The 14,861-nt window shown below is 39.1% G+C and carries 15 protein-coding genes; 6 read left to right on the plus strand and 9 right to left on the minus strand.

Translation table 11 applies throughout. The features are described from left to right. Positions 1-8 precede the first annotated feature (8 nt). The 4 genes from G4D82_RS08715 to G4D82_RS08730 form a co-directional block, all read right to left on the minus strand. Positions 9-407 carry a response regulator gene (locus tag G4D82_RS08715; RefSeq protein WP_166336690.1) on the minus strand — a complete coding sequence of 133 codons (399 nt, stop codon included), beginning with the start codon at positions 405-407 and terminating at the stop codon, positions 9-11. Further along, the gene (locus G4D82_RS08720; protein ID WP_166336692.1) at positions 400-1,917 is read right to left on the minus strand and encodes a PAS domain-containing sensor histidine kinase; all 1,518 of its coding nucleotides are present in this window, start codon (positions 1,915-1,917) and stop codon (positions 400-402) included. The genes G4D82_RS08715 and G4D82_RS08720 overlap by 8 nt, the downstream gene beginning before the upstream one ends. 147 nt (positions 1,918-2,064) lie before the next feature. After that, positions 2,065-2,961 (minus strand): site-specific tyrosine recombinase XerD, encoded by an 897-nt coding sequence (gene xerD / locus G4D82_RS08725; RefSeq protein ID WP_166336694.1) that lies wholly within the window; start codon positions 2,959-2,961, stop codon positions 2,065-2,067. 76 nt (positions 2,962-3,037) lie between these two features. Further along, the gene (locus G4D82_RS08730; RefSeq protein WP_166336696.1) at positions 3,038-3,646 is read right to left on the minus strand and encodes an outer membrane beta-barrel protein; all 609 of its coding nucleotides are present in this window, start codon (positions 3,644-3,646) and stop codon (positions 3,038-3,040) included. Positions 3,647-4,203: 557 nt separating this feature from the next. Here G4D82_RS08730 and aroQ point away from each other — a divergent pair. Together aroQ and G4D82_RS08740 are read left to right on the plus strand one after the other, a co-directional pair. Beyond that, positions 4,204-4,617, plus strand: coding sequence for a type II 3-dehydroquinate dehydratase (gene aroQ / locus G4D82_RS08735; protein ID WP_166336698.1), 414 nt, complete (start codon positions 4,204-4,206; stop codon positions 4,615-4,617). Between the two features lie 7 nt (positions 4,618-4,624). Beyond that, the gene (locus G4D82_RS08740) at positions 4,625-7,096 is read left to right on the plus strand and encodes a DUF5686 and carboxypeptidase regulatory-like domain-containing protein (protein ID WP_166336700.1); all 2,472 of its coding nucleotides are present in this window, start codon (positions 4,625-4,627) and stop codon (positions 7,094-7,096) included. Here the strand turns inward: G4D82_RS08740 and G4D82_RS08745 are convergent. The 5 genes from G4D82_RS08745 to G4D82_RS08765 form a co-directional block, all read right to left on the minus strand. Then, on the minus strand, positions 7,088-7,963 hold the full coding sequence (locus G4D82_RS08745) for a cation diffusion facilitator family transporter (protein ID WP_166336702.1): 876 nt from the start codon (positions 7,961-7,963) through the stop codon (positions 7,088-7,090). The genes G4D82_RS08740 and G4D82_RS08745 overlap by 9 nt on opposite strands. A gap of 12 nt (positions 7,964-7,975) precedes the next feature. After that, a complete protein-coding gene (locus tag G4D82_RS08750; RefSeq protein WP_166336704.1) occupies positions 7,976-8,338 on the minus strand; it encodes a VOC family protein in 363 nt (120 codons plus the stop codon). 9 nt (positions 8,339-8,347) lie between these two features. After that, positions 8,348-9,655, minus strand: a complete 1,308-nt coding sequence (gene murA / locus G4D82_RS08755) for a UDP-N-acetylglucosamine 1-carboxyvinyltransferase (protein WP_166336706.1) — start codon at positions 9,653-9,655, stop codon at positions 8,348-8,350. A 90-nt stretch (positions 9,656-9,745) separates the two neighbouring features. Next, positions 9,746-10,456 carry a DUF4290 domain-containing protein gene (locus G4D82_RS08760; RefSeq protein WP_166336708.1) on the minus strand — a complete coding sequence of 237 codons (711 nt, stop codon included), beginning with the start codon at positions 10,454-10,456 and terminating at the stop codon, positions 9,746-9,748. A gap of 1 nt (position 10,457) precedes the next feature. Continuing rightward, the gene (locus tag G4D82_RS08765) at positions 10,458-10,745 is read right to left on the minus strand and encodes a DUF493 family protein (RefSeq protein ID WP_166336796.1); all 288 of its coding nucleotides are present in this window, start codon (positions 10,743-10,745) and stop codon (positions 10,458-10,460) included. A gap of 150 nt (positions 10,746-10,895) precedes the next feature. Here G4D82_RS08765 and G4D82_RS08770 point away from each other — a divergent pair, with 150 nt between their 5' ends. The 4 genes from G4D82_RS08770 (at position 10,896) to G4D82_RS08785 (ending at position 14,807) form a co-directional block, all read left to right on the plus strand. Next, entirely contained in the window at positions 10,896-11,432 is a 537-nt protein-coding gene (locus G4D82_RS08770; RefSeq protein WP_166336710.1) for an AAA family ATPase, read from the plus strand. Positions 11,433-11,512: 80 nt separating this feature from the next. Then, entirely contained in the window at positions 11,513-13,405 is a 1,893-nt protein-coding gene (locus G4D82_RS08775) for a RecQ family ATP-dependent DNA helicase (protein ID WP_166336712.1), read from the plus strand. 3 nt (positions 13,406-13,408) lie between these two features. Then, positions 13,409-14,356 (plus strand): methionyl-tRNA formyltransferase, encoded by a 948-nt coding sequence (fmt, locus tag G4D82_RS08780; RefSeq protein WP_166336714.1) that lies wholly within the window; start codon positions 13,409-13,411, stop codon positions 14,354-14,356. 178 nt (positions 14,357-14,534) lie between these two features. Continuing rightward, a complete protein-coding gene (locus tag G4D82_RS08785) occupies positions 14,535-14,807 on the plus strand; it encodes an HU family DNA-binding protein (RefSeq protein WP_166336716.1) in 273 nt (90 codons plus the stop codon). Positions 14,808-14,861 lie beyond the last annotated feature (54 nt).

Genomic DNA, 14,861 nt, shown 5'->3' on the forward strand with positions numbered 1-14,861 from the left:
TTTTTTGTTTAAAATATCTTTCTCAAATCCTCGAGTGTCATGGGTTTGAAAAAATAATCCTTCACCTGGTCTTGGTACTCCTTGGCCTTGTTGATGTCGGAAATACTGTCGGAGGAACTCACCAGATAGATAATGGTCTGGCCATTGGTAGTAGTCGTAGTTCTGGTTTTTCTGAATTCGTCCAGGAATTGCCAACCGTCCATGATTGGCATATTGATATCAAGTAAAATTAAATCTGGCATTGTAACGCCCAAATTAATTTTTTCTCTGATTTTTTCGATAGCTTCCAACCCATTCAAATAGAAAGAAGGGTTGATATCGATGTTGTTTTTTGAAAATAATTTCTTGATGATGAAATGGAATACTTTATCGTCATCAATCACAAATACGTCTTTGAACTTACTCATTGAAATAAATTTTAAAAGTAGTACCAATTCCAACTTGACTGCTGACATCTACCTTTCCACCCATGGCTTCGATTTGGTTTTTGGTGATGAACAACCCAATGCCTCGAGAATCTTTGTGCTTGTGAAACGTTTTATACATGCCAAACAATTTCTTGCCGTGACGTTCTAAATTGATTCCCAGGCCATTGTCTTCAATTTCAAGAATTTTATGGTACTTGTTCGAAGTCATTGAATAGCTAATCACCGGCGTTCGATCGGGATGCGCATATCGAATGGCGTTCGAAGTAAAGTTAAGAAGAATACTCTCTAAATAAGCAGGATTAAACACAATTGTTTCCTGTTCGGGCACTTTATTTTGAATGATGACTTTATTGCTTTTAATTTCCTCAGCAAGAACATCTAAGGTTTTTCCGAGATAAGCACTAAGGTTTAAGTTTTCTTTTTTCTGTACCAAATCAGACTGGATTTCTACCAACTCTTTAAGATGTTCTATGGTTTGAGACAGAGATTTTGAAGAAGTCCGTAAATGATTGAAACTTTCCTTAATAAAATCTTCATCGGTTTCTTCAGCGATGATGTTAAGCAACATTTCGATATTGCCTGAATGTGATCGAAGGTTGTGTGAAACAATATGTGCAAAATTGAGCAGTCGACTATTCTGTTCTCCAATAATGCCCAAAGTTCGAATCATATCTTCTTCTTTTTCTTTCTGGGCTGAAATGTCGGTGTGTGTACCGATGATTCTGAGCGGTTTATCATTTTCATCACGCTGAATAATTTTCCCACGGCTTAAAATCCATTTGTATTCGCCTGAATTAGCCATTACACGTTGTGCATTTTCATAATAAGGTGTAACACGGTCAATATGTAACTGAATATCTGTGAGATAACGATTTTTATCTTCCGGATGTACTCTGTCGTCCCATAAATTAATCGAATCAACCCTATCTTTTGCATCAAATTCAAGCATTTTCATCGACTGCGAAGAATAGAAAACTTTGTTACTGGCCACATCTAAATCCCAAATTCCTTCTGAGGAAGCTTCGAGTGCAAACAGAAAACGTTCTTCAGAAAGTTTCAATTTTAATTCTTGCTCTTTAAAATGTGTTACATCGGTAATTTTTCCAAAGAAATGTACTGTGCCTTCATCGTCCTTTTCTAAACTGGCGGAACCACTAAACCATCTCAAACCTTTCTCAGGCAGAATGGCCCGAAACTCATGATTCCAATCTTTTAATTTGGATTTGGCTTCTTGAATAGACTTTAAAAATTTTGAAAAATCATCAGGATGAATCTTACTTCTAAGAACCGTATAAGCATCTTTGCTTTTCTCTTCCTGCTGTAAGTCAAAATGAGTAATAACAGATTTGCTCATAAACGGAAAGGTCAGTCTTCCATCAACTGAAATAGAAAATTGAAAAATCAAATCCGGCGATTGAAATAGCAACTTCTTGTATAAGCTGTTCTTTTCTTCAAGAATTTTTAAATCGTGATAATTGTAGGTTTCCATAGATTGATACAAATTGGTTGGGGTCAAAATTGTACAAATAACTATTGCTATTTTTCAATAACGGAACCAAACATAAAAAAATAAATCGATAAAATGCATTTTTTTACGATAAAATACATTATTTAACATTTACTGTAAGATTTTTACTTATTTTCTAGGATGAAATGACAGCAGAATTTGGGTTAGATGTCCGCTATCTAAATGCACATATATTTCTGTTGTAGTAATTGATTCATGCCCCAACATCATTTGAATAGAGCGTAAATCGGCACCATTCTGCAATAAATGTGAAGCAAATGAATGCCTGAAAGTATGCGGGCTAATAGTCTTCTGGAGGTTTGTTTTAACTGCTAGATTCTTAATAATGGTGAAAATCATGGCTCTAGTAAGCTGCTTACCACGACGGTTAAGAAACAAGGTGTCTTCAAACCCTTTTTGAATAGAAACATGACTTCTCACTTGACTTTTGTACAACTCAATGTATTTTTGAGTCGATGTGCTAATGGGCACAAAACGTTGTTTGTTACCTTTCCCGGTAATCTTGATAAAACCTTCATCAAAAAATAAATCGGAAATCTTCAACGAAACCAATTCTGAAACTCGAAGCCCGCAACAATATAAAGTTTCTAATATAGTTCTATTGCGTTCGCCTTCATCAGTCGACAAATCGATAGCGGCAATAAGGGCATCGATTTCTTCTAAAGACAACGTATCAGGCAACTTTCTACCAATTCTTGGCGTTTCGATAAGTTCCAAAGGATTGTCTTCTCTGAAATCTTCAAATATCAAATACGAAAAAAAACTTTTAAGCCCAGAAATGATACGAGCTTGAGAACGCGCGTTGACTTCTTTAGCTGTAAAGTAGATAAATTCCTGAAGGGTTTGCTCTGAAATCTTAACCGGAGAAACATTAATGCCATGACGATCAAGATAAGAACAAAGCCGCTCAATATCAAAAGTATAATTCGCAATGGTATTGGCAGATAAACCACGTTCTATCTTGAGATATGATTGATAACTTTTGATATACGAACTCCAATTCATAACAACAAAGAAAAGACAATTTAGGGCATAAAAAAACCACGCCGAAGCGTGGTTTTAAATATCATCTGTGTATTGATTACAATTTGTAGATCAAACCAAAGTTGATTGTAGACAAATTAAGACCTAAGTTGATTTTGTTTTCAGCATCAGCACCATCAGTATCAGGTTTTGAGCTTGAATAACCTAAACCACCCCAAGTAGTTGTGATAGCAAAGTTGTTAGACACGAAGTAGTGCAAACCAACTGGTACGTTCAAACCGATAACTGTAGTTTTAACATCATCAGCTCCAGCAACTAGAGCTTTATCAGTATTCATGTCATAAGACAACATACCACCGATTGATAATGAGAAACTGTCAGCAGGAGTAAAGAAATATTTTACACCAGCAGAAAGACCAAAACCTGACATATCAGAAGTATCATTACCTGCAGCGTCAGTAGTTTTTCCTGAAGTATAACCTAACGAACCTTCGATAGCCATGTTATCAGAAAACATGTAACCAACACCTGGTCTGATAGTCAAGTTATCTGCCTTACGGTCACCTTCTTTAACGTTAGAAATGTTGAATGTACCTGATAAGTAAAGATCACCATTACCTAATCCAGCTCCACCTTCTTTTTTGTCTTGAGCGTTAGCAAAACCAAATGCCAAAATCGCTACAGCTGATAAAATAATTTTTTTCATGTTATTGTTTTGTTTAAAATTAATGACGCAAAGATAGGATAAATTGTTAAAAAACAAATTTTTGGTACTTTTTTTTTGGTTAAACTGCCTTAACTACTGGGTAACAAAGAATTTACATTTCGCAAAGACGGAAAGTAAGCCCGTAAAAAAACATACCTTCAAATACTATACAATCTACTTAAATTAATACTTAATTTATTTAATATCAATACTTTAATTTAATTATATCAAAAAGCAATCAATAATTCTACTTTTAAAGGAATATCTATTTTCAGTTTCATCAATTACTCATTTTAGGCTAGTCGATATTAAATCAAGGTTATCAACTTTTTTATTAACAACAACCAAATTAATTGTTTATAACTACCTTTTTTAACCATGTTTTTATTTAAAAAACAGATAAATATCTGAAATTCAGACCAAAATTAATGCCCTACAAACTATATCTAAATGTCTGAAGATAACTTTTGAGTTGGAAATCAACCTTACATAGTTCTACAAACCACTCGCTTACTGCCAATAAATTTTACTTAATTTGTAAAAGATAAACCAATGCCATGAAAATCATCATCATCAACGGACCGAACATCAACCTAATTGGTCAGCGCGAACCTGCTATATACGGCAAAGAATCTTTTGAGAGTTACTTTGTTATGCTTGAAAAAAAATACCCACAAATAGGCCTTTTTCATTTTCAAAGTAATATTGAAGGAGAAATTATCAATAAAATTCAGGAAGTGGGTTTCAGCTATGATGGCATTATTCTCAACGCAGCAGCCTACACGCATACCTCAATTGGTATTGCCGATGCGCTAAAGGCTATCAACACGCCAGTTGTAGAAGTGCATATCTCTAATATATTTGCACGCGAAGAATTTCGGCATCACTCCTATATTTCAGCTCACGCAAAAGGCATCATTATCGGATTCGGACTCGATAGTTATCAGTTAGCCATCCAATCTTTTTTATAAAAAAGTCATGAAAAAGCTACTTGTTTTACTGTTGGCGCTAACCTATCAGACCTTGATCGCACAAATCAAAGGTAAAGTAACCGACGAAAACGGCCAGCCACTTGCTGCTGTTTCAATTCATATCGAAAATACTTATATAGGTACCACCACTAATGAAGTAGGCGAATACCATCTTGATGCTAAACCTGGCACTTATGTTCTAGTTTTTCAGTATCTAGGTTATAAAAGCCAAAAGGTGAAATTTGTATCAGAGAAAAGCCTTAAGGTGCGCGATATTCAACTGCAGGAAGAAAATATCGCACTAAGTGAACTAGTTATTAGCAGAAAAGACAATCTTGCCAATGAAGTTGTTCGCAACGCCATTGCCCACAAAAAAGAAAACTCCCAAATCACCCATCGTTACAAAGCCGACTTCTATTCTCGTGGCCTTTTCAGAATTAAAGATGCGCCAGAAAAAATCATGGGGCAAAAATTCGATGCCTTTGATGAAATACTCGACTCTACCCGCAGCGGAATTCTTTACTTATCGGAAACTGTTTCCAAAATCGTATACCAGAAACCCGACAAGCTTAAGGAAACTATTGTAGCATCGAAAATCAGCGGGAAAGACAATGGCTTAAGTTATAATACCGCAGCTTCGGCCAACTTTGACTGTTACGAGAATTATTTACCGTTCCAACTCAATGTAGTTTCGCCGATTGCCGACAATGCATTCAATTATTATCGTTACAAAATGGAAGGCACGTTTATAAACGAGAACAACTTCCAAATCAATAAAATTAAGGTAACCCCAAAACGCAACACCGAACCGGCAATGGAAGGTTACCTATATATAGTAGAAGACAGTTGGGCTATTTACGCCATAGATTTGACGCTAAACGGCAAACAGATTCAGAACCCGATGATAAATTCTCTGACATTAAAACAGAATTTCAGCTATAACAGCCCAAACAAAAACTGGATTAAGAATACTCAAACATTAGATTTTGTAGCCGGAATGTTGGGCATCAATGTATCGGGCCGATTTACTTATGTATATTCCAATTACGAATTTGAACCCGCTGTCGACAAACGAACCTTTACCAGAGAAGTGCTCAGTTTCGAGAATGGCGCCAACAAAAAAGACAATGCCTACTGGAATCAATTTCGCCCAGTGCCACTAACTGATGAAGAAACCAACGATTACCTGAAAAAAGATTTGCTGCAAACTAAAAAGAAGTCTAAAACTTATCTGGATTCGGTAGATGCGAAAAGAAACAAATTCCATATCGGCGATATTCTTTCAGGGTACAGCTACAAAAATTCATATAAGAAATGGTCGTTGAATTACGACGGATTGATTAAAAATATAGGCTTCAACACCGTGCAAGGTTGGAATGTCAATACAAATGTCGGCTATACCAAACGTGATTCAGACAAACGCACTTACGCTACGACCGAAGGGCATTTCGATTATGGTTTTTCAGAAAAGAGGTTTCGTTCGTACTTGAGCTACACCAACAAATTCAGCAACCTGAACCAAAGCGAATTCCGGTTTGCCGCCGGTAGCCAATTGGCGCAATTCAACCAAAACAATCCGATTCTTACTATTGTCAATTCGGTGAGCACACTTTTCTTTAAAGACAATTACATGAAATTATACGAGCGAAATTTTATCGATGCGCGTTTCAAAAGAGAAATAATTAACGGCATCACGCTTAATACAGCACTGGCCTATTCTGAGCGCAAGCCCGTTTTCAATACGACAGATTATACAGTGATTAAAAAAGACAAAACATACACTTCGAACAATCCGCTTTTGCCAGATAATGAAATCGTCCCGGCCATCGAAAAGCACAACCTGGCCAATGTCTATTTAACGGCACAATTCCATTTCGGGCAGCAATACATTTCTCGTCCTGATGGCAAATTCAACCTACCGAACGAGCGTTATCCGGTGCTCTATTTAGGCTATGATAAAGGTTTTGCCGGCAATGAAAACCGTTATAATTATGATCACCTCAACGCGCGCTTGACTTATGACGTAACGCTGGGCAATAAAGGCAATCTGGAAATCAACACTAAAGCCGGAAAATTCTACAACGCCGAACAGATCGCGTTTACCGATTACAAGCACTTCAACGGAAACCTAACCCACATTGGCACGCAAGAACGCTACCTCGATGTGTACAATTTGTTACCTTATTATAGCGCCAGCACTAACGACAGCTATTTTGAGTTTCACGCCGAGCACCATGACAACGGCTATGTGATGAACAAGATTCCGCTGCTGAAAAAGTTGCAATCTGCTTTGGTGTTGGGTTATCACAATTTATCGGTTCCTAAGCGCAGTCCGTATCACGAATATACTATTGGTTTGGATCATTTAGGGTTTGGAAAATTCAAGATCTTCAGAATAGACTATATTCATTCTTACCAGCAAAAACATGAGCAGAATGGCGTCGTATTCGGGCTGAAAATACTCAATGTGCTAGATTAAATCATCAGGTTCGATGTGAATCAGCACATGACCAAGTTCGGGAATTTGTTGACGTAAGGTATCTTTTAATAAATGAGCGATGTCGTGTCCGGCTTTCACGGAAATCGTCGCGTCGACCATAGCATGCAACTCGACATGGTATTTCATTCCGGCCTTGCGGATAAAACACTTTTCGGTACCAACAATACCTTCCACTTCTTGCGAAACTTTGCGAATTTCGGCAATCAAATCGTCGTATAAATGCTCGTCCATGATTTCGCCCAAAGCAGGACGGAAGATTTTGTAACTGTTGTAGACGATAAAACCTGAGGCGAACAAAGCGGCCCAATCATCGGCCATTTCATAACCCGGCCCGAGCAAAAGTGCGATGGATATCCCGATAAAAGCTGCTACTGAGGTAATGGCGTCGCTACGGTGGTGCCAAGCGTCGGCTTCAAGTGAAGAGCTGTTGGCTTCTTTACTTCTTCTCATGACCAAACGAAAAGAATATTCTTTCCAGAGAATAATTGCACCCAAGATAAAAAGTGTCCATTTTGCAGGCAGTGCGTGCGGGGTTTGAATATTTTCAATGCTTTCGTAGGCAATGACTGTAGCACTAGTCATTAAAAAACCAACGACCAAAAAAGTAATCAGTGGTTCGGCGCGTCCGTGTCCGTATGGGTGATTTTCATCTGCCGGACGATTGGAATATTTGATACCGAACAGCACCAGAAAAGAAGCAAAAATATCTGTAGTCGATTCAATCGCATCAGCAATCAAAGCATAGGAATTGCCAAAAAAACCTGCCAAACCTTTCACCAAAGCCAAAGCAAAATTCCCAATGATACTGAAATAAGTGGCCTTGATGGCTTTTTCTTCTTGGGTCATAATGTGTAAATGCTACTGATGAAATTCACCGAAATGCCACAATACACCGCTCGGATCATGCACAAAACACTCTTTACCCCAATCATAATGATGAATCGGAAGCAATCTTACCTTTGGATACTGCGTTAGGTTTCGGGTTTGCAGTTGGTTCCAGAAAGCATCCACATCGGCCACTTCCATGAACACCATTGTATTGTCAATCCAGTCTTTCACGTAAGCATCTTGTAGGTAAAACCCAAATCCATCCATTTTAAAATAAGAGAATCCGGCAGACAATACCACTTCATGAAAACCCAAATCGCGATAGAAGTTTCTCGATACCTCAAAGTCTTGAGCACCAATGAAAGGACGAATGGATTTTATATTTTCTGACATCTTTACAGATTAAACACGAACGATATTGGCACCTAAAGCCCGTAATCTTTCGTCGATTCTTTCATAACCGCGATCAATTTGTTCAATATTTTGAATCGTGCTGGTGCCTTTGGCAGACAAAGCCGCAATCAAAAGAGAAATTCCGGCCCTGATATCAGGTGATGACATCGTGGTCGCTTTAAGTTGCGATTTAAAATCGTGCCCCATGACCACCGCGCGGTGCGGATCGCACAACATAATTTTCGCGCCCATATCAATGAGTTTATCTACAAAGAACAAACGGCTTTCGAACATTTTCTGATGAATCAACACATCCCCATTAGCTTGAGTAGCCACGACCAAAACAATACTAAGCAAGTCGGGTGTAAATCCCGGCCACGGTGCATCAGCTATGGTTAGAATAGAGCCATCGATATCGGTTTTAATTTGGTAAGTTTCATGGGTTGGGATGAAAATATCATCACCTCGTTTCTCCAATGTGATTCCCAATTTTCTAAAAGTATTCGGAATCACCCCGAGGTTTTCCCAGCTTACGTCTTTAATCGTGATTTCGCTCCGGGTCATTGCGGCGAGTCCGATCCAGCTACCGATTTCAATCATATCAGGCAAAATTCGGTGCGTGCAACCGCCCAGCGACTCTACGCCTTCAATAGTCAGCAAGTTCGACCCTACTCCTTTAATATTGGCGCCCATCGAGTTGAGCATTTTGCAAAGCTGCTGCAAATAGGGTTCGCAAGCGGCATTGTAAACTGTAGTAGTTCCTTTGGCAAGAACCGCAGCCATCACAATATTGGCGGTTCCTGTGACTGAAGCTTCGTCTAAGAGCATGTCTGTTCCGGTAAGGCCTTCTGGCGCTTCCACACCATAAAAATGATCTTCGCGATTGTAACGAAATTTCGCACCCAAGTTGATAAAACCTTCAAAGTGAGTGTCTAAACGACGACGTCCAATTTTATCACCTCCGGGTTTCGGAATATAACCTTTGCCGTATCGTGCGAGCAGCGGGCCAACAATCATAATCGAACCTCTGAGCGATCCGCCTTCTTTTTTGAAAGCTTCGGTTTCGAGATAACCTACGTTGACCTCATCCGATTGAAAAGTAATCGACCCTTCGCCGTTTCTCTGGATTTTTACCCCGAGATTACCCAGCAAAGTAATCAGTTTATTGACATCGATAATGTCAGGAATATTGTTGATTGTGACTTTTTCCGGAGTGAGCAATACCGCACACAGAATTTGCAATGCTTCATTTTTTGCCCCTTGCGGCCTCACTTCTCCTTTTAGGCGAATGCCTCCTTCGATTTTAAAAGTTCCCATTTTTTTAGTTGCTGAGTGGCTTAGTGCCTTAGTAGCTGAGCAAACTCCCGAATAAAAACTCAGGCACTCAGGTACTCAGGCACTCAGGCACTATTTAGGGTTGTTATTTTTCTTCTGGAAAGGTTTCTGCTTTCCGTTTTTTTTGTTCTGATTCTTTGGTTGTCCTGTCGGAATGATTTTATTTGAAGTGCGTTTGTTGGTGCGCATCAAATCGGTGGTGTTGACTAGTTCTTCGGAGCTTTGCAGCAAATTGATCTTACCGCCAGACATTTCATACAAATGCTCGAAAATTACGGCATCGGTCACAGTGTCTTTGTTCCAACTCAAGAACGATTTTTTCATGTGGTTGGCAATCACCTTTACTAGTGCACCCTTAAGTTCGCCTTCTTCCCAACCGTTGGCCACATCAATCATATATTTGATGTTGTTGCCGTAAAAACGATATTTAGGAAAATTCTGTGGATAACCCAGCGGTTCGGGTTTGAGTTCCAATACTTCGCGAGAAGGAATCGGGTATGGCGAATCGACATCGAGCCTGAAATCAGACATGATGAAAATCTGGTCCCAAAGTTTGTGCTGAAAATCGGGCACGTCACGCAAATGCGGGTTCATGCTACCCATGATTTGGATAATATATTTGGCTAATTTGTTGCGCTCTTCACGATCGGAAACTTCTGTTGCTTGATCGATCAGTTTTTGCAAATGCCGCCCGTATTCAGGAATGATTAGGTTTTTCCTCTCAGAATTGTATTCTAAGTGGTGCACCACATCGTTGGCGTTTTCTCTAATGTATTTGGTCATATTATAAGGAAATAATGCCTTCAATTGTAGACACTTCTATGTATTTATCAATGATTTCTTGGGCGTCTTTCATTTGAACATCGACTGAAACACTGGTGAATTTACCCGTTTTGGATTGGGTGGTTTTAATCACCGCTCCCATGCAATCAAAGGCATCCTCTACGCGACGCACCTTTTCTGGATCAGTCGGTACAATAAATTTGAATAGGTATTCTGCAGGCCATATCGGATTGTTCAAATCCAATTCTACCTTCAGTCTTTCATAGAACTCTTCGGTTTTTTTGTCCATGCTTTTTAAAAAATTAGAGCAAATATACAGCATTGGTTTCGGATTTTGCGGCATCGGTTTTAGGATTTTCATCATTTAGTTTTTTTTAACCTAAGTCATTTTTTTAATTCCCGATTAGATTGAGTAAGTTTGCGCCTTGATGGCTCAAAAATGGCAAAAGAGATTATCGTAATTATTGGCGGACCCGGCACCGGAAAAACCACCATCATTGATGGTTTAATTGAAAAAGGATACTGTTGTTATCCTGAAATTTCGCGCGAAGTTACGATGGAAGCCAAAAAACAAGGCATCGAACAACTCTTTCTAGAAAAACCTTTATTGTTCAGCGAATTACTCCTGGAAGGACGCAAAAAACAACACCAAAACGCACTTGATGAACCCCACGATTTTGTGTTTCTCGACCGTGGCTTACCTGATGTTCTAGCTTACATGCATTACATCGGCGACAGTTATCCTTCGTTTTTTGACATCGCTTGCAAAGAACACCGCTACACCAAAATTTTCATCTTGCCTCCTTGGGAAGAGATTTATGTTAGCGATGAAGAACGTTACGAAAACTACGAGCAGGCCAAACTCATATACAACCATTTGGTAGAAACTTATTCGCATTACGGTTATTCGTTGACCGAAGTTCCTAAAGCTAGTGTATCAGAGCGCATCGATTTTATCTTGAATTCACTTTCTTAGTCGAAGAAATCCTGAATATTCTGACGGCACAGATTTTTGTTTAAATTTGTGTACGTGTTTAATCTATATCCCTAAAAATCATGTCCGACGCCATACAAATCCTCCAGCAATACTGGAAACACGACACCTTCAGAGAACCGCAAAAAGAAATCATTGATTCGGTCATTTCTGGTCGCGATACTTTTGCTCTGCTGCCTACCGGAGGCGGAAAATCCATTTGTTTTCAAATTCCGGCTCTGCTGCAACCAGGTTTGGCCCTAGTGATATCGCCTTTGGTAGCCTTAATGAAAGACCAGGTTGCCAATTTACAAATCAGAGGCATTAAAGCCATGGCAATAACTGGTGGTATTTCAAGCGATGAGATGATTGACTTACTTGACAACTGCCAGTTCGGAAACTACAAATTCCTTTACCTTTCTCCTGAGCGACTACAATCAGAATGGATTTTGGAACGCATCAAAAATTTGCCAATCAACCTCATCGCCATTGATGAAGCGCATTGTGTTTCGCAATGGGGCCACGATTTCAGGCCTTCGTATTTGAAAATCGCACAGCTAAAAACGCATTTCCCAAAAGTCTCATTTATGGCTTTGACCGCTTCGGCGACACCGCGAGTAAAAGAAGATATCATCACCCAACTCGGGCTGGAAAATCCGGCGGTGTTTCAAAAATCTTTCGCACGAACCAACATTGCCTACATGGTTTTTGAGGTGGAAGACAAACTGTACCGCATTGAACAAATCTTACGCAAAAATCCCGGACCTTCTATTGTATATGTGCGCAACCGCAAATCGTGTCTGGAAATTTCAACTCAATTGCAAAGCCTTGGGTTCACCGCAACTTACTTTCACGGCGGACTGACTTTGAAAGAAAAGGAAAAAAACATGCAAAGTTGGATGCGAGAAGAATCTCAAGTCATTGTGGCAACCAATGCCTTCGGAATGGGCATCGACAAGAGTAATGTGAGAACTGTAATTCATGTTCAGTTGCCCGAAAATCTTGAGAATTATTACCAAGAATCCGGACGCGCCGGTCGAGATGGCGAAAAAGCATTTGCGGTATTACTGGTGCATCAAACCGATTTATCACAAGCGATGAATCAAGTGACTTTTGTTTTGCCTGATCGAAAGTTTCTGTTGCAAGTATATTTGAAACTCTGTAATTTTTTTCAGATTGCTTATGGTGAAGGTATGGAGGAAGTGTTCTCGTTTAACCTAAATACCTTTTGTGCGAAATATGATTTCCCGACACTTAAGGCCTATAATGCCCTTTTGTTTCTGGATCGCCAAGGCATTTTGAGTTTGTCTCAGGAATTTTCAGAGAAGATTACCATTCAGTTTTTGATTCCTTCCAAAGAAGTAATTCGTTACACGAGTTTGAACCCCAACGATGAGCCAATAATGCTTGCCATTTTACGCACCTATCCAGGCATTTATGATTTGCCGACTGCTTTCAACACCGCGCTGATTGCTAAAAAATCAGGGCATTCAGAAACCGAAATCAATCAGTTATTACAGAAATTAAACCAGATGCAAATCATTAGTTACTTCGCCAAAAACAATGATGCCACACTGGTTTTCAATGAAGTGCGCGAAGACGAAAAAACCATCAATCGCATCGCTAAATACTTAGAACGCCAAAACGAGTTAAAAATCAATCAGTTGCAGTCCGTACTCAATTTTGTTAACAATAAAGACACTTGCAAGAGCATTTTGCTACTGGAATACTTCGGAGAAAAAAGCACTCAAACCTGTGGGATTTGCTCATACTGCGTCTCAAAATCATTGCCTAAAACCGATATGACACAAGTGACCAAAGCCATTTTGGAAATTTTAAAAACCGCTGATTTAAATTCTAGGGAAATCGAAAATAAGCTGTCGTTTGCCTCTAAGGATATTATCTTTGCGCTGCAATTATTGCTCGAGAACGAAATCATTACTTTAAAAAACAATAACCAATACACCTTAAAATAGCCTATGGAACCGTTGAAAATCATCTTTATGGGAACACCGGAATTTGCCGTGGGCATCCTTGACGCCATCCTGAAAAATAAATATGAAGTCGTAGGCGTGATTACCGCAGCAGACAAACCAGCAGGTCGCGGACAAAAAATCAAGCACTCAGCGGTGAAGGAATATGCATTGCAGCACGGATTGAATTTGTTGCAACCGACCAACTTAAAAGACGAAAACTTCTTAACAGAACTTAAAGCTCTGAATGCCAACATTCAAATTGTAGTAGCTTTCAGAATGCTTCCAAAAGTAGTCTGGGATATGCCCAAATACGGCACTTTCAACTTACACGCTTCCTTGTTACCAAATTATAGAGGCGCAGCACCAATCAATTGGGCGATTATCAATGGTGAGAAAAAAACCGGCGTGACGACTTTCTTTATTGATGAGAAAATTGATACCGGCGCGATGATTCTCAGTGAAGAAATTCCGATCTCCAATGAAGAAACTGCCGGGCAATTGCACGACCAATTGATGCTTTTGGGAAGTGAAACTGTAATAAAAACACTCCATTTAATTGAACAAGGAAAGGTAAAGACCCAAATCCAGCCGGAAAATGAGGATTTAAAAACGGCCTACAAACTCGATAAAGACAATTGCAAAATAGATTGGAAAAAAAGTGGAAGTGAAATACATAATTTAATACGCGGACTTTCGCCATATCCAGCCGCTTGGTGTTATTTTAATGATTATGGCCAGCAGTGGAATGTGAAAATTTACAGCGCAAAATTCGTGAATGAAAAACACACGCACACCATCGGAAAAATTATAGCCCGCAAAAAAGAAATGAAAATTGCTGCTCCAGACGGTTACCTGCATATTTTAGAATTACAACTACCCGGAAAGAAAAAAATGGCGGTTTCCGAACTGCTCAACGGGCTGGTATTTTCAGAAAATGCCTACGCTTGCTAGGTTGCGCCATTGCTGGAATCAGGCGATTTATAGCAAATTTTAGTTCCTTTATCAACAAATACATTGACTTATCAACAAAAAAAGCAAAAACACGCGAAAAGTCTTGTGCAGTAAGGAATTCCTACTAAATTTGTTTCAAGTAACATAATGTTTAACCAACAATTTAATAACTATTATTATGAACAAATCAGAATTAATCGATGCTATTGCTGCAGACGCAGGAATCACAAAAGCAGCTGCTAAATTGGCTTTAGAATCATTTTTAGGTAATGTAGGTGGTACTTTGAAAAAAGGCGGAAGAGTATCTTTAGTAGGTTTCGGATCTTGGTCAGTATCTAAAAGAGCGGCTAGAGAAGGAAGAAATCCACAAACTGGAAAAACAATCAAAATCGCTGCTAAGAATGTTGTAAAATTCAAAGCTGGTGCTGATTTAGAAGGAAACGTAAACTAATTTTAGTTTATAACATATAAAAGAAAAGTCTCCATTTCGGGGACTTTTTTTTTA

It is taken from the genome of Flavobacterium lotistagni, from assembly GCF_011392125.1.
Lineage (GTDB): Bacteria > Bacteroidota > Bacteroidia > Flavobacteriales > Flavobacteriaceae > Flavobacterium > Flavobacterium lotistagni.

Coding starts and splice junctions, on each gene's coding strand:
- G4D82_RS08785 (WP_166336716.1), top strand. CDS start 14,535: ATGAACAAATCAGAATTAATCGATGCTATTGCTGCAGACGCAGGAATC.
- xerD (WP_166336694.1), bottom strand. CDS start 2,961: ATGAATTGGAGTTCGTATATCAAAAGTTATCAATCATATCTCAAGATA.
- G4D82_RS08720 (WP_166336692.1), bottom strand. CDS start 1,917: ATGGAAACCTACAATTATCACGATTTAAAAATTCTTGAAGAAAAGAAC.
- G4D82_RS08775 (WP_166336712.1), top strand. CDS start 11,513: ATGTCCGACGCCATACAAATCCTCCAGCAATACTGGAAACACGACACC.
- G4D82_RS08730 (WP_166336696.1), bottom strand. CDS start 3,646: ATGAAAAAAATTATTTTATCAGCTGTAGCGATTTTGGCATTTGGTTTT.
- G4D82_RS08750 (WP_166336704.1), bottom strand. CDS start 8,338: ATGTCAGAAAATATAAAATCCATTCGTCCTTTCATTGGTGCTCAAGAC.
- G4D82_RS08740 (WP_166336700.1), top strand. CDS start 4,625: ATGAAAAAGCTACTTGTTTTACTGTTGGCGCTAACCTATCAGACCTTG.
- fmt (WP_166336714.1), top strand. CDS start 13,409: ATGGAACCGTTGAAAATCATCTTTATGGGAACACCGGAATTTGCCGTG.
- murA (WP_166336706.1), bottom strand. CDS start 9,655: ATGGGAACTTTTAAAATCGAAGGAGGCATTCGCCTAAAAGGAGAAGTG.
- G4D82_RS08715 (WP_166336690.1), bottom strand. CDS start 407: ATGAGTAAGTTCAAAGACGTATTTGTGATTGATGACGATAAAGTATTC.
- G4D82_RS08765 (WP_166336796.1), bottom strand. CDS start 10,745: ATGGACAAAAAAACCGAAGAGTTCTATGAAAGACTGAAGGTAGAATTG.
- G4D82_RS08760 (WP_166336708.1), bottom strand. CDS start 10,456: ATGACCAAATACATTAGAGAAAACGCCAACGATGTGGTGCACCACTTA.
- aroQ (WP_166336698.1), top strand. CDS start 4,204: ATGAAAATCATCATCATCAACGGACCGAACATCAACCTAATTGGTCAG.
- G4D82_RS08770 (WP_166336710.1), top strand. CDS start 10,896: ATGGCAAAAGAGATTATCGTAATTATTGGCGGACCCGGCACCGGAAAA.
- G4D82_RS08745 (WP_166336702.1), bottom strand. CDS start 7,963: ATGACCCAAGAAGAAAAAGCCATCAAGGCCACTTATTTCAGTATCATT.